The sequence below is a fragment of the Treponema sp. Marseille-Q4130 genome (genome assembly GCF_014334325.1).
Classification (GTDB): Bacteria; Spirochaetota; Spirochaetia; order Treponematales; family Treponemataceae; genus Treponema_D.
Window position 1 is genome coordinate 58,064 of the sequence record NZ_JACSET010000010.1, and the last position, 15,009, is coordinate 73,072.

The following is a 15,009-nucleotide window of genomic DNA, read 5'->3' on the forward strand; positions in this document are numbered from 1 at the left end:
TATTCGTGCGGAGGGTTTAATATCCCGGCGCTCTGGGCCGTATAAAGCCCGACTGCAACGCCTTATGAGAACATACGGTACGAAACGTTGAGCACTGTACCCGATGCCGCTTGAATCTTCGCTGCGAGGCTGCGTCGGGTTTGTTGATTTGATACTATCTATTTATCTTTGTATCGTTCTGCAAAGTCCTGAACGCACATATAGTTGTATCTTTTATGCGTCCCGCAGCCGATACCGACGTGCGTAAAAGCACGGCTCAAAATAGTTTTCCGGTGTTCGCGTCCCGGCACTTTATCGTCTTCCAAAAGTTGGATGACGATTTTTCTTGCATCGTTATAGCCGTAAGAGATGTTTTCGCTGTAATAACCGAAATAACAATATTTTGCCAAACGTACCCGCAAATTCATATCGTGCCCGATATATTCACTCGGCCCTTGCAAGCGAACCCACTCTTGCGCCGCAAGTGCTAGTCCTTTGCCGGGTTGCAGCGCTTTTAGTGCTTTCGTATTTTTCATTTCAATGATGCATTCTTTTATTGCCGCGCTTGCGCTGCCGTCTTTAACAGAGGGCAGCAAATACAGCGCGGCATAGGCACGCGGATCGGTACGAGCTTTATTGATTTCAAGAAGGACATCTTTTTCCAAATCAGAAAGATAATCTACCGTACGGGCGGTATCGACGGTATTTAAGTTCCATGCAGTTGCTTCATCATAGGTTCCCAAATCATCAAAATTATATTCCGCTATATTCCCGCACGATACCGATATCGCCGCGAGCAGCAAAGCGGCGGCGGAGATTTTAATAATTTTTACGATATGTTTCATTTTCTGATTTTTCATATATGTACCTCTGTCTATTTGTTTTTCGCTTTTGCGGCGATCATTGCACCGCATGCGAGTAAGAATAAAAGCGCAAGATAGATGACGACGATGTATGCCGCCGCATCGGGTGCGACAAAAAACATGATGCCCGTTGCAAGCGTGAGAACGCCGAGTGCGAACGATGCGCTCCCGGTAGCTTTTCCGAGCCGCTTTTTGTCACCGAGGGACGCGAGGTATTTTTTCGAAAGCATATAGGCTCCGGTTACCGTAAACGCCGAGCCCGCTCCGATAAAGAGCACGAAGAGCAGGAGCAGTTTTGTGTGCGTTATGATCATACTGCAACTATACCGTATTTTCGGCGGCAGTACCACAGGGAGCAGTACCACAGGGATGCATTTGCACCGCTTGCATCCGAACACATTTGCGTTCCATAGCGACATGCTCTTTTCCGTAGCGGCTTGCCGAATTTTCTCCGTTGGGTGTCATCGTCATACTGCGGGTGGCAGAAAATCTTTGTTATCCACTCAGTAAGGGCAATACAATTGCTCAAAGGATTTATTAAATCTCCGTTTCATTTCTATGTCTTCGGTATTAAAAAACGGTAAACCAATTAACACATAAGAACTGTTCCGTTCTATAACGGCATGCTCTTTTCCGTAGCGTTTAGCGATCTCTTCCAGAAAATCTTGTTTCCAACCGTCGTTGTCATCTCCCGCAAGAAACCTGCCTTTCGGTTCGATAAAGACCTGATAATATGCATTGGGATTACCGGTTTTTCCGTGCAGAAATAATAAAAAATCCGGTTGAAAACCGCGGCCGGTATCAAAGTCAAAAATCTTATATACTTCTTCATTTCGGAGCAACTGAAAAGAATCGTAATTCGCAAGTAAATTTGATTTTCTGTCTTTTATAAATTGAATTAAGTTGCGTTCTTCGCTTGTACCCCAAAATGCATCAAGTGCATACCAATCTGCGGTTTGTAATTCTTTCTCCAATGTTTTGTTTTCCTGTGTTTCCGATGCTTGTTCATCGATAAAAATGAGTTTTTCTTTAGTAAAACATACCTTCCCTTTTTGCTGATTGAATGAAAACATATCCGAAAATTTTACTAATCGGAAATCAGTTCCTTTATATGGATTATCAAATTTTTCCAATTTACTTTGCAGATTAGTAAAAAAATTTTCACACATTTCCAGCATTTTTTTATTCGGAATATTCTCATATTTGTCTGTATCATGCGTGAGCATAATTCTTACATCTTTTATAAAATCAAAAAACTCTTCCATACTCTGAACATTAAATCGTCGGAGTATATTTTCAAAACTATAGTAGGAAGCGGCATTTGCATTAAGGCGATGAATGGCTTTATATTTTATATGAATCGGAATATCGAAAAAAATTAATGATTTTGTATTGAAGTGCCCGCTTGCAACTGCGAGATATGCATCGTCTTTTTGAAAATCAACTGTCCGTATTTCAGAATACGGATTTGTAGTGATTCTATACTCAAACGGCGGAAGATTTTGAAAATCATCCGGCAGCTTTTTTAATCTGCGCTCGGAGTTTTCTATGCGGTCATTCACAAATAAATACATTCCGTTCAGCATTTGTTGTTGCTTCGGTTTTACAGGAAATATTTTTTGTGTTCGTTTTTCCGTCATCAATCCTTTATTTTTAAGCTCATTCGATAACTCATTGATATAGCGATGATCTTCGTCGGAATGAAAATAGAATTCTTCCAAAATACGCAGCTCATTTCGGATATCATCATCGAACTTACGGCGGCTAACCGGCATATCGTTATAGGCAAACGGATAATAACGAACGCCGCGACCTATCAGCTGAACTTCACTTGTTGTGCTTGTACCGGCTTTATGTTTTTTTGTATCCGTATCGCGTCCCGTATACAATCGAACAATGTCGTATAGGTTCAGTACATCCCAGCCTTCGGTAAGACGTTGTACAGTAAAAATTGCTCTAATATGATTATCATAATCTTCAAGACTGTTTAAAAGCCGGTCAATTTCGGAATCGGTTTTTTCTTTTTTGGTTTTATTTGTCTTACTGTTCGTGATGATGATAGTACGCTCTTGAAAATTTTCACGGATATAATCAACAATATTTTCAAAAGAATATTCATCCTCTTTTAGATATACCAAAATCCGCTCAAAGATATTGCCGTCCACGGTATATAATGACGGAATTGAATCATCAGCCGGTATAGTTATTTTTGAAAGATTATGAATAAAATTAAAGTCGGAAGCTGTTACGGATTTGCATAATGCAATAAACTTTCCGCAATCTGCTTTTGAATCTTCAATTGTTTTGCTTCTAAAAAGAATAACTGGTTTAAAATTCGGAATTCCCGCTTTTAGCGCAATGCGATAACGGTACCAATGTAACAGCAATGCCTGTAAAATTCTTTCTTTTAATGTAAGATTGGATCGAACAAGGCGGATATGTTTTGTACAACCGGCTTCTACGAAGTCTTTCAATTCAAATTTGATAATTATTTTATCTTCATACTTTTGTAAAACTTCAGGCGTATTCGGAACCGTTGCAGTAAATTCCAAAAGCGCGTTATTATTTTTGTTTTGATTTTTACCGTCTTTGTTTAAAATACAATGACAAACGGTATGTTCCCAAGAACGTTCAATATCTTCTTCTTTCGCAGAATCTTTTAATTCTCCGATAAAAGAAATATCATCTGAAAGAGTGGTTTGTTTTTTCTTTATCGTACTTGCATTTAAGTGATGCGCTTCATCCCCGAACAGAATAATATCACGTTTTTGCAAGTCCGAAAGTAATACGGAGTTTTCACTTTCTTTATAAATATCATTATGCAGTTTTTGAATTGTCGTAAATTTTATCTGTATATCATCGCAGAAATCCGAAAACATATCGACTTCTCGAAATACAACCCGTCTGCAGTCAATGACGACATTTTCTTTGAATAAGTATTTAGTATGCTTTGTGTCGATAAAGTTTGCCTGTGTCTTTCCGAGAATGGCATTTTGATTGACAAAAAATATGAAATTCCTATACCCTTGTTTATAATAATATAAAATCAATGCAGCCATAACGAGCGTCTTACCGCTTCCAGTAGCCATATTGAACATAAGATGATTCGGCAAAAGCATTTCACTTTTTTTAAGCTGTTTTGAACGCTGTTTTTCATTGATGAGAAAATTTTCCAAAGCTGTGCGTTGCCAGTCATATAGCGGATATTTTAAGTTATCCGTAATGTATGAAGGAATTGCATAATCGCTTTCATCGAGAATTTCTTTTTGAATTTTAATTTTATCGACTAGCATTACTTATTTCCCTCATCATTACCACGTAGCCGGTAAAAATCTTCCGTAATTGCAACGTCGTTCATGCCGAGTCCAGAGTTATCGTCGTGCCGGTCGTCCGCATTAATGTAGAGCTGATTTAAATCGAGCATACGGCAAAATATCTCTTTTTGTTCTTTCAATGTGAGCGATTGAAAACGATCGGTTTTTACTTCTTCATGAAATTTCTTTATACGGACGTTGTAGTGTAAAAAATATTTGTTGCGCAGTTCGTCGAATATGGAAATAAGCTCTTCAAGATTTTTACAAGCGGAAATAAGCCGTACCGCCTGTTCGTTTTTTTGGGCAAGCTCCATGTAAACAAAAGAACCGCCGCCGTGCCAGTTCTCAAGTTTAGAGATTCCGCCCTGTTCACCCTTGATGACTTTTTTAAGCCGCTCTATCGTAACCGTATCGATATAATCCATTTGCTCTACGCCGATATATTGTCGATTCATTTTATGCGCAACGGCAGCAGTCGTACCGGATCCGAGATGGTAGTCGAGAACGATATCGTTTTGATCGGTCGTAGTATAAGATAATAATTCAAAAATAAGCCCCTCCGGTTTTGAATAGTTAAATGGTACTTTTCCAAAAAGTTGTTTCATGTGTTTGTTTGATTGAGTATTTGAATATTTTTCTATAATTCCGGTTGGCTGAATCATTCTTTTTTTTATGTTTCCATTTTCATCACAATTCAAATATTGTTTTGTATAAACATTTCCATTTGAAAAAACAATAAAATCATTTTCCAATCCCCAGAGGTATTTATCTTTACTCCACCTCCATCCCCAATCTTTAATACCGGCGCCTCCATTTTGCCTATCCTTCCACTTTTCTTTATCACCGCCGGCATAATAAATCTTACCTTCAAATTCAATAGGATAGTCAAGACTCTTTACCCACCCTAAACTGCCACTGTCTAATTTTATTAATTGATATTTTCCCCGTGTTTCAACATACTGATCTTCAAGTTTGTATCTATCGATATCTTCGATATCTTTTGGATTAATAACGGCATATTTTTTATTTTTAGCAAAGCATAATATATATTCGTGTTTTTGCCTAAAATGCGTGCTATCACTTTTTCCGCCACCTTCTTTATTAAGCCATACTAAAGTTGTCAAAGAATTTTCATAACCGAATACCTCACTCATCAAAACGTGTAATTTTGAAAATTCATTATTATCTATACTTATAAAGATTATGCCGTCCTCTTTCAGTAACTCCCGTGCAATTTCAAGCCGGTTTTTCATAAAGGTGAGCCAACTTGAATGATTAAAATTATCGTTGTACGCAAAACTGTCTTTTCCCGTATTGTACGGCGGATCTATGTAAATGAGCTTTACCTTGCCTGCAAATTCTTCTTTAAGCGAATGAAGCGCAAGTAAATTATTTCCTTTGATAATCAAATTATCGGTGATGGTATCTTCCGGAAGCCCACGTTTTTTGTTCAGCTCCGCATCACGGTTTAATTTTTTACAAAGAGAAGATTTTCCCGATTCATAACGCTTTGCGTTGCAAAATGCTTTCGGGGAAAACAAACTGTCTATTTCATCGCGGGCGAGTACCTCATTGTAAAACACCTCTCGACGTTTGCTCTTTTTTTTCGTATATTGCTGCTCTTTGTCATCATATTCAAAATAGGTATCCAAACCGTCTTCTTTACGCTGACCGCCTTCCAGTACGCAATCTTTGAACGGAAAATTCAAAACAACTTCGCTCCGGTCAATCAATGGAATGTCTCCCATATACAAGCCGATTTTTTGTCCGAGGTATTTTGAATATGAATTGCAGGCAGAAGAATATTCTAAAAATTCTTTAAATTTCGCTGTATTAAAAATGAAACTGTCCAAAACCGGAGTAAAAAAAGCTTTTTTTACGGTAGGATTTTTGAGCAAGGGGGCGAGCAGTTTTATGTCGCCGCGTTCTGCACAATCCTTTATCACATTAATTTTCAATTTCGGTTTTTGTTTTTTATCGACAGCCGGTTCTACAAAATCAGGCACTGTGGCAAGTACGGTTTCAATATGTTGTTTAAGCGAATTTGTTTCAGGTGTTTCGGTATACGGCATAACAGCTCCATTTGCTATTTGTAAGAAATTTTAACGAAAAGAAAATAATATATCCCATAAATAACTATTCGCTATTATTATCGGCGTATCGACTTAAATTTATAGCAATTTGCATATTCTTTCTAACAAATAGCAACTTTATAATAAGAATATGAACGAGAGTGAATTGATACGATTATATTCGGAAAATATCAGACGTTTTAGGTTATCAAAAAAGCTGACACAGGAACGGCTTGCCGAACGTGCCGGCATAACAAGCGCATATGTAAGCGAAATTGAAAATCAAAAAAAAGTCGGTAAATTTGAAACGATTGCTTCGCTTGCAAATGCGCTTGAAGTTGAACCGTATGAGCTTTTCCTGGAACTGGGCACCGTACAAGCCTACAACGGCAAACGAACAAAAGCATTGATGAATCGTCTTCGTAACAATTTCAACGAACTTGTAGATACGATAGAAGAGTTTTTAACGGAATAACAGCTTTGTTTCCATTCATTAGACTTAGGAAAATACTGATAGGCTTACGAGCGAATTATTAAACGAAGCTTGCGCGCCCTTCGGCAAGGAATTATACGGAGAATTGTGCAAATACATCCAAAAATTGACGCGGGGTTACGACAAAGGTTTTTGCAGGAAAATGTTTTATATTACCCGTAATCAAATAGGTTTCAAATTGCTTCCGTGCATTTAACGTAACTGCATAAAAAACAATATCTTTCGGATCGGGTATCGGTTCTGTTATGTTTGTGCCGTCTATTTTTAAGCCTATTTGTTGTATCGCATTCACTGCAATATCGACTGATTCCGTCGGAAAGCAAAATTTCGGACGATGCAGCACAGCGGAATATTCGTTGATGATTTCCTCGTTGTAGACAGGGATAATCTTTCCGGCGTACATATAATTAATAATATAGCGGGGAACGGAGTTTTCTTTTAAAAATGCGGAAACGAGAACATTCGTATCGATGACGGCGTACAAAGGCATCCCATTACCGCTTGCGAACGGCATCGATTTCGGTATTGATCTCTTCAAGGCTCATGTCGGAAATACCGTTCGAAGCCGCGCTTTGAGACATTGCCTGCATTGCCGACAGAACATCTTGCGGAATCCGTGCTTTTACAGTGTCCCGATCGGAGTTTCCCAATCTCATGCTGAACGGAATACCGTTTTCGGCGACGCTGCGCTTAAAAAAGATACGTACTGCAGTCGATAAATCCAAACCGAGATCTTCATAAACGGTAGCCGCATCGTCCTTCAGTTTTTCGTCAACGCGGATTTGAACCAAAGTACTTGCCATACTCAACCTCTATCGCAATATTATACTACAAAGTAATATTTTTGCAAGTGTATTATAATTACAATATGTTGTAATGATAGTTCTGTTAAAACTTCGCTTAAATTATTTTTATCTGCTTTATCCGACATAACCAAGCGCATATGTAAGTGAAATTGAAAATCGAAAGAAGTCGGTAAATTCGAAACGATTGCTTCGCTTGCGGCGGCACTTGAAGTTGAACCTTATGAACTTTTCCTGGAATCAGGCACTGTACAAGCCTACAACGACAAACGAACAAAAGCATTGATGAATCGTCTTCGTAACAATTTCAACGAACTTGTAGATATGATAGAAGAGTTTTTAACGGAATAACAGCTTTGTTTCCATAAAAATGTGGCTGTTTTATCGAAAACGATTCAAGGGGGGAAGTCTCCCCCTCGCTCCCGTCCTTTTCGCTCCACAAGTGTAAAACTGTCGTTTTCCCCTTGCTCCGTTCATACGGCCGTTCGCTTCCCCCTCTGCGGGGACACCCCGCAACGCCCCGTACGCTCGACGGCAAGAAAATTTCTTGACTTTTGAAAAAACCGATGTATAATGCGGTAAAGGAGGCGCACATGAAAAAAACACTAAGTGCAATAATGATTTTATTTTTTGCGGCAGCAGGTATTTTTGCGATGGGTTCAGGTGATTCAAGCTCTGCAGACGGAAAGAAGCATTACAAATTCGGCTTTACCTGTATGGATCAGTCAAATCCGTTTTTTGTGCTCATTGAAAAGACGATCCGGCAGGAGGTCGAAGCTCGCGGCGATCAGCTTATCTCCGTCGACCCTGCGAATAACGTTACCCGTCAGATCCAGCAGGTGGAAGATGTCATCGCGCAAAAAATCGACGGCATATTTTTAAATCCCGCAGAAGCCGAAGGTATCATTCCTGCGCTCGATCAGCTCAAAGCGGCCGGTATTCCGATCGTCAATTTCGATACGGAAGTTGCGGATATGAGCTATGTTGCGACATACACCGGTTCCGATAATTACAATGCCGGTAAAGTGTGCGGCGACGATCTCGTAAAAAAATGTCCGAATGGCGGTAATATCATCATTTTGGATTCTCCGACGATGAATTCCGTCGTCGATCGTACAAACGGTTTCCTCGACGCGATCAAAGGGCACGGATTTAAAATCGTCGGTCAACAGGATGCAAAGGGCAATTTGCAGGTTTCAATGGGTATTGCGGAAGATTTGCTGCAAGCGCATCCGGAAGTCGTCGCCATCTTCGGCGGTAATGATCCTACCGCGCTCGGTGCTCTCGCGGCGGCAAACGCAGCAGGTATTAAAAAAGCGTTGATTTACGGTGTCGACGGTTCTCCCGACATAAAAAAAGAGATAGCGACGAAAGGTTCGCTGATCGAGGGATCGGGCGCTCAGTCTCCCGTCAACATCGCAAAAAAATCGGTCGAACTTATGTATAAAATCATGGCCGGCGAAAAAGTCGACGCGCGTTATCCCGTTCCGACATTCTTGATTACAAGCGACAACGTAGCGAAATACGGTACGACAGGCTGGCAGTAATCGGATAAACGCAAAGGGGCTGCCTCAAAAGTCGGTTACTTTTTCGACAGCCCGTCGAGTTTAAAATCAAGTCTTTGTATTGTACTGACTTAATTTTAAACAGTGCATCTAAAATCAAGGAAGCTGTCTGAAAATCATTTGTTACTGCGTGGTAATACGGCGGCAGTACGGTTATAGCAGCCGTATCGCGTGCGGTATGATACTGTTTCGGACAGTCGCTTTCAAAGTTATACGTCAGAGTGCTTCAAAAAGCTCGGTTTTTAGAGGTTCTCTCTGATCAAACGGGTCCCGTTTCTTATGGATGAAAATTTATTGCTTCAAATGAAAAACATCCATAAACGCTTTCCGGGCGTTTATGCGCTGAATGATGTCAATTTTGAATTACGCGCGGGAGAAGTGCACGCGCTGATCGGCGAAAACGGCGCCGGTAAATCTACGCTTATAAAAGTTTTGGGAGGAATCATCAAAGCGGATGAAGGCGAGATTTACATCGACGGTAAGAAAGTCGATATCGGCAGCGTGTTCGATTCTCAAAAAAACGGCGTAGCGATTATCCACCAAGAGCTCGTGCTTGTACCGCACATGACCGTCGCGGAAAACATCTATCTCGGTAGAGAACCGATGAAAGGTAAATTCATCGACAAAGCGGCGATGAATTCGGAAACCGATAAACTGCTGCGCCAATACAATGCCAATTTTTCCGCGCAGACGCTCATCGTCAATTTAACGATCGCGCAGCAGCAGATGGTGGAAATAATAAAAGCGATTTCATATAACTCTAAAATTCTCGTTATGGACGAACCGACTTCTTCCATATCCGACAGAGAAGTCGAATTTTTGTTCGATATCATGCGGACGCTCGTAAAGCGCGGTGTCGGGATCATCTATATTTCTCATAAGATGAGTGAGTTGTGGGAAATCTGCGACAGGGTCACGGTACTCCGCGACGGCTGTTTCGCCGGAATTTCGGACGTTGACAAAATAACGCGCGACGAACTCATCGCGATGATGGTTGGACGGACGCTGGAACAGTATTATACGCGCGATTTTCAAGCCGCCGGTGAAACGGTTTTGCGCGTCGAACATCTGTGCGATAACGATATGGTACAGGATGTTTCGTTCGAGCTTCGAAAGGGCGAAATCCTCGGTTTTGCAGGGCTTATCGGTGCGGGGCGAAGCGAAGCGATGCAGGCTATATTCGGCTTGAAGAAAAAATACGGCGGTAAAATAACGCTGTTCGGAAAAGACGTTCATTTTACTTCTGCTGTAGACGCGCTTGACAGCGGTATGGCCTTTGTTCCCGAAGACAGAAAGCTCGAAGGCTTGTATCACGTGCAAAGTGTAAAATACAATGCGACGATCGAAGTATTAAAAGAATTTATTAAAGGATTTGTTTTTAATAAAAAAAAGGAGATCGACATTGCGGATAAATATACGGCGATGATGAAAACAAAGACGCCGTCGCTCGAACAGCGGATCGGAAATCTTTCCGGCGGAAATCAGCAAAAGGTAATGATCGGACGCTGGCTTGCGGTAAATCCGTCGATCCTCATACTCGACGAGCCGACGAGAGGCGTCGATGTCGGAGCGAAAGCGGAAATTTATGCCATAATGAACGAGCTCGTCAAAGAGGGCATATCGATCATCATGATTTCTTCGGAACTGCCGGAAATCATCAATATGAGCGACCGCGTATATGTCATGGCGAACGGCAGAGTAAAAGCGTGTTTGCCGCATGCTGAAGTATCGCAGGAATCGATTATGCGGTTTGCTGCAGAATAAGGGATTGGGGGATTACAATGAATAACGATACGGCAAAACAGTTGGTGATGAAGCAGGGATTCGTACGATATTTTAAGGAGAACCTGGGGATTATCGCGGCGTTTATCGTTTTATTTTTATTTTTGTCGTTGAATCCGAGCACATCCCGCGCCTTTGTGACGCGGCAGAATATGTTCAATGTGCTCCGGCAAATTTCAACGAATATGTATTTGGCGTGCGGCATGACGATGGTCATCATCCTCGGCGGCATCGATCTGTCCGTCGGATCGATCATCGCGCTTTCGGGCTGCGTCGCGGCTGCATGTGTCGCGCGCTACGGATTGGCGATCCCCGTTGCACTTATCATCGGAACCGTTATCGGTGTCGTATTCGGAATGTTTAACGGATTTGTCATTTCAAAGACGACGATCCCGCCGTTTATCGTCACGCTCGCCACGATGAATATCGCGCGCGGTTTTGCTTATGTGTATACCGGCGGTTCGCCCGTGCGCGTTGTGACAAAGGCGTGGCAGTTTATCGGCGCGGGATATATCGGCATATTTCCCGTTCCCGTTATCATAATGATCGTCGTGCTTATCATAACCGGATTGCTTATGAATAATGCAAAGCTCGGCCGGCACATCTATGCGGTAGGCGGAAACGTACAAGCCGCCGTTTTTTCCGGCATTTCCGTAACCCGCGTAAAATTTTGGGTGTACGCATATTCCGGTTTAATGGCGGGTATTGCGGGTATTGTGCTCGCATCCCGCATGTATTCCGGCCAGCCGACGGCCGGCGACGGGGCGGAAATGGATGCGATCGCGGCCGTCGTTGTCGGCGGAACTTCCATGGCCGGCGGTTCCGGTAAAATCGGCGGTACGATAATCGGTGCGCTGATTATCGGATTTTTGAACAACGGTTTGAACTTGATGAACGTCAATTCGTTTTGGCAGTATGTCGTAAAGGGTTTGGTCATTTTGCTCGCCGTGTTCCTCGACTTTATCCGCAACAGAAACAAACGCTAATTATTAATTTTAAGATGATGGGGGTTGTATGCTTGTATCGCTGCATGATGTTATGAAAATCGCCGAACGCGATAAAATTGCGATCGGCGCCTTCAACGTTCCGAACTGGGAATCCGCTGCCGCGATTATCGGAGCGGCGGAAGAGACGGATATGCCGGTCGTTTTGCAATATGCGCCCGTTCATGCGCAGTTTTTGAGTATGGAAGACGCTGCGGAGATTATGCTGTACTTTGCGAAAAAAACAAAAGTTCCCGTATGCGTACATCTCGATCACGGCGACGGTTTTGAACGCTGTATGCAGGCGATCCGGATCGGCTTTACATCGGTTATGATAGACGCATCGGCCCGTCCCTACGAAGAAAACGTCGCAACGACTGCAGAAGTCGTACGGGCATCTCATGCAGTCGGCGTTTCCGTAGAAGCGGAAGTCGGTCATATTTTCACATCCGTTACGGGGAGCGCCGAGGGGCCTGCAAAAATCGAAACGAAAGATTCGTTTGCCGACGTAGACGATGTATATACGCGTCCCGAAACCGCAAAAGATTTTAAAGAAAAAACGAACGTCGATGCACTCGCGATAGCGTTCGGCACTTCTCACGGTATTTATGTTGCAAAGCCGGTACTCGATCTTGACAGGATCACCGCAATAAAAAAAGCGGTCGATATGCCCTTTGTCATGCACGGCGGATCCGGTTTGAGCAAAGAAGAATTCCAAACTGCAATACGCAACGGCATCAGAAAGATCAATTATTATACGTATATGACGATGAGCGGCGGAAAAGCGGTCAAAGCGCAAACGGATAGGATCAAAGCCGATGATCACGTCTTTTTTCATGACATCCCCGGTATTGCGACACAAGCGATGAAAGAAGACGTAAAGCAGGCGATACGTATTTTCAACAATACCTTATAAACGGGTACACTATGCAAAAAGGTATCATCGTTGCGGGGCCGCTCATCCTCGATCGGCATTATGCGGTCGATACGTTTCCCGATGAAGGCCGGCTCGTAAGCGTACACGACATCCATGAGGACGTCGGCGGTACGGGCAATTTAATAATCGATTTGGCAAAAATCGACGCGGCGCTTCCGGTACGGGTGAGCACGGTTCTCGGCCGCGGCAGTGCGGGACGCAGCATTATTAAAGCGCTCGACGCATATCCGAACATCGACAAAAGCGGCATCGTAAAAAGCGATGAAGGGCATACGCCGCTGACGATCGTCATCGATGCGGACGATACGCATCAGCGCACGTTCTTCTATTATGCGGGCGTATCCGACACTTACGGCGAACGGCATATCGACTGGGATTCGCTTGAAGGCGATATCTTTCAGCTCGAATATCTTTTGCTTACAAAGGGTATTGATGCGCCCGACGACGAATACGGCACGCATGCGGCGCGGATCCTCGCACAAGCGCGCCGGCGCGGCATGAAAACTTCCATCGATATCGTTTCCAAAAAAGGCGCGTACGTCAAAGATATCGTTTGTCCATCGCTCAAATATACCGACTACTGCACAATCAACGAGCTTGAAGCGCAGGAAGTGACGGGGATCCCGCTTGAATCGGACGGAAAGATTATTAAAGATGCGATGCGTCCCGTTTTGGAAAAAATTGCCGAATACGGCGTGTCCCGATGGATCATCATCCATGCCGCTTCGTGCAGCTTCGGTATGGATTGTACGACGGGTGCGTGTTTTACAATGCCGAGCCTTCGGTTTCCGCACGAAAAGATCAAAGGCAAAACGGGTGCCGGTGATGCATATTGCTCCGGCGTTTTATATGCGGCGTACCGCGGGCAATCGATCATCGATGCGATGAAGCTCGGTACCGCCTGTGCGACGTGTTCACTTTCCGAAATAAACGGTACCGACGGCATGCGTGCATACGGCGAAGCGCTTGCCTTATACGATGCGTACAAAGATCCCGTCGAATTTGAAAAACTGTAAGCCGTTGCCGGCTTTTTGCAAAAAAAATTATTAAGAGGGGGGAAGTCTCCCCCTCGCGCGCACTTCGTTGCGCGCTGCCCCCTCTGCGGGGACACCCCGCAACGCCCCGTGCGGCACGCCGAATTCGCTTACCGGCTCTTTGCGGTTTTCGCGCTCTTCGTGTTTTTTTTCGCTTTTTTTGTTTCGGTCCGCCTATCGCTTTTGCCGTTCGTCTGCGTGTTGTCGCCGTTCTTTTGCTCTCTCGCCGAACCGTTTTGCTTTGCCGCCGTATCGTTTTGCTTTACCTCTTTTACGCCTTCTGCGGGAGCCGGAAATTTTTGCGGCGTGAGTAAAAACGCGAAGAGGCTTCCGCACAATCCTCCTGCTATGTGAGCGGCGACCGAAATACCGTTATGCTGCAGCGTGTCGAAATTAAAAAACTGTCCGCCGATGTATAAAATAAACACGAGGATAAACGACAGCGGTATTTCGTTTTTTGCAAACGACGTAAATGACGCGAGCATGATCATCATAAATACGACGTCGCTTGCACCCATTTCCGGATGTGTGATCAAGCACGCGTTGATGACGCCGGTGACGAACGCGGTTATCGTTATGACGAGCGCGAGGACGCGGGAACCGTAGCGGCTTTCGATGATCGGGCCGAGCAATATGACGAGCGACATATTCGAAATGAGGTGCTGCCAATCGGCATGCCCGAACACGTGCGAAAAGAGGCGGAAATAGTCGAGCGGCGCTTTCCAATCGAACGGATGGCTGCTGTACTTTCCGCCCGGTATGATAAAAAGCGCCGCCGCAAGGTGCCGGTCGAACACGTAACTGTCGAGCAGCATAATTACCGTACAGATGACGACAAAGGTAAGCGTAACGGGCGCGTTGTAGGTTACGCGGATTTTTCGACGTACTTCGGTATATTTCTGCATGGCGACAGTATAATGGAACGAACGTCGCACCTCAAGCGATTTTTGCGTATATGATAGGGTAGGGATACCGGAGACTTCGTACACATAGTAAATGCCGCTGTTTCGCGTTCCGCTTCTTTTCCGCGTATGCATTTCCGCTGGATTCCCTATGTATGTAAAAATTTCACTTGCCGATACACGGAAACCGTGATATAATCGACGTATGGAAAGAGTGCGTATCGGCTGCAGGCAAAGCGAAAAATATTTAAAAAATTTGCCCAAATCGCTTGACAAAGATTG

The 15,009-nt window shown here is 43.6% G+C and carries 13 protein-coding genes; 6 read left to right on the top strand and 7 right to left on the bottom strand.

Annotated elements, in window-relative coordinates; all coding sequences use genetic code 11:
- Positions 1–158 precede the first annotated feature (158 nt).
- From H9I36_RS10645 to H9I36_RS10660, 4 genes are all read right to left on the bottom strand, one after another.
- Positions 159–839 carry a CAP domain-containing protein gene (locus tag H9I36_RS10645; RefSeq protein WP_187385337.1) on the bottom strand — a complete coding sequence of 227 codons (681 nt, stop codon included), beginning with the start codon at positions 837–839 and terminating at the stop codon, positions 159–161.
- A gap of 14 nt (positions 840–853) precedes the next feature.
- Positions 854–1,156, bottom strand: coding sequence for a hypothetical protein (locus H9I36_RS10650; protein WP_187385338.1), 303 nt, complete (start codon positions 1,154–1,156; stop codon positions 854–856).
- A 189-nt stretch (positions 1,157–1,345) separates the two neighbouring features.
- On the bottom strand, positions 1,346–4,135 hold the full coding sequence (locus H9I36_RS10655; RefSeq protein ID WP_187385339.1) for a DEAD/DEAH box helicase family protein: 2,790 nt from the start codon (positions 4,133–4,135) through the stop codon (positions 1,346–1,348).
- Positions 4,135–6,228 carry a site-specific DNA-methyltransferase gene (locus H9I36_RS10660; RefSeq protein WP_187385340.1) on the bottom strand — a complete coding sequence of 698 codons (2,094 nt, stop codon included), beginning with the start codon at positions 6,226–6,228 and terminating at the stop codon, positions 4,135–4,137. The genes H9I36_RS10655 and H9I36_RS10660 overlap by 1 nt, the downstream gene beginning before the upstream one ends.
- Positions 6,229–6,379: 151 nt before the next feature.
- Between H9I36_RS10660 and H9I36_RS10665 the strand changes: the two genes are divergently transcribed.
- Positions 6,380–6,703 carry a helix-turn-helix domain-containing protein gene (locus tag H9I36_RS10665; RefSeq protein WP_187385341.1) on the top strand — a complete coding sequence of 108 codons (324 nt, stop codon included), beginning with the start codon at positions 6,380–6,382 and terminating at the stop codon, positions 6,701–6,703.
- Between the two features lie 91 nt (positions 6,704–6,794).
- Here the strand turns inward: H9I36_RS10665 and H9I36_RS10670 are convergent, their stop codons facing one another.
- Positions 6,795–7,235, bottom strand: a complete 441-nt coding sequence (locus H9I36_RS10670; RefSeq protein WP_222864692.1) for a putative toxin-antitoxin system toxin component, PIN family — start codon at positions 7,233–7,235, stop codon at positions 6,795–6,797.
- Entirely contained in the window at positions 7,216–7,524 is a 309-nt protein-coding gene (locus tag H9I36_RS10675) for a type II toxin-antitoxin system RelB/DinJ family antitoxin (protein WP_187385343.1), read from the bottom strand. Before H9I36_RS10675 ends, H9I36_RS10670 begins: the two co-directional genes overlap by 20 nt.
- Before the next feature lie 593 nt (positions 7,525–8,117).
- Here H9I36_RS10675 and H9I36_RS10680 point away from each other — a divergent pair.
- From H9I36_RS10680 to H9I36_RS10700, 5 genes are all read left to right on the top strand, one after another.
- On the top strand, positions 8,118–9,071 hold the full coding sequence (locus tag H9I36_RS10680; protein ID WP_187385344.1) for a sugar ABC transporter substrate-binding protein: 954 nt from the start codon (positions 8,118–8,120) through the stop codon (positions 9,069–9,071).
- A 321-nt stretch (positions 9,072–9,392) separates the two neighbouring features.
- Positions 9,393–10,853, top strand: coding sequence for a sugar ABC transporter ATP-binding protein (locus H9I36_RS10685; RefSeq protein ID WP_239446945.1), 1,461 nt, complete (start codon positions 9,393–9,395; stop codon positions 10,851–10,853).
- A 17-nt stretch (positions 10,854–10,870) separates the two neighbouring features.
- The gene (locus tag H9I36_RS10690) at positions 10,871–11,857 is read left to right on the top strand and encodes an ABC transporter permease (RefSeq protein WP_222864693.1); all 987 of its coding nucleotides are present in this window, start codon (positions 10,871–10,873) and stop codon (positions 11,855–11,857) included.
- Between the two features lie 28 nt (positions 11,858–11,885).
- On the top strand, positions 11,886–12,770 hold the full coding sequence (locus H9I36_RS10695) for a class II fructose-bisphosphate aldolase (protein WP_187385346.1): 885 nt from the start codon (positions 11,886–11,888) through the stop codon (positions 12,768–12,770).
- A gap of 11 nt (positions 12,771–12,781) precedes the next feature.
- On the top strand, positions 12,782–13,807 hold the full coding sequence (locus tag H9I36_RS10700; protein WP_187385347.1) for a carbohydrate kinase family protein: 1,026 nt from the start codon (positions 12,782–12,784) through the stop codon (positions 13,805–13,807).
- Between the two features lie 128 nt (positions 13,808–13,935).
- On the opposite strand, the gene H9I36_RS10705 is transcribed toward H9I36_RS10700, so the two are convergent.
- Positions 13,936–14,730, bottom strand: a complete 795-nt coding sequence (locus H9I36_RS10705) for a rhomboid family intramembrane serine protease (protein ID WP_187385348.1) — start codon at positions 14,728–14,730, stop codon at positions 13,936–13,938.
- Between the last annotated feature and the right edge of the window lie 279 nt (positions 14,731–15,009).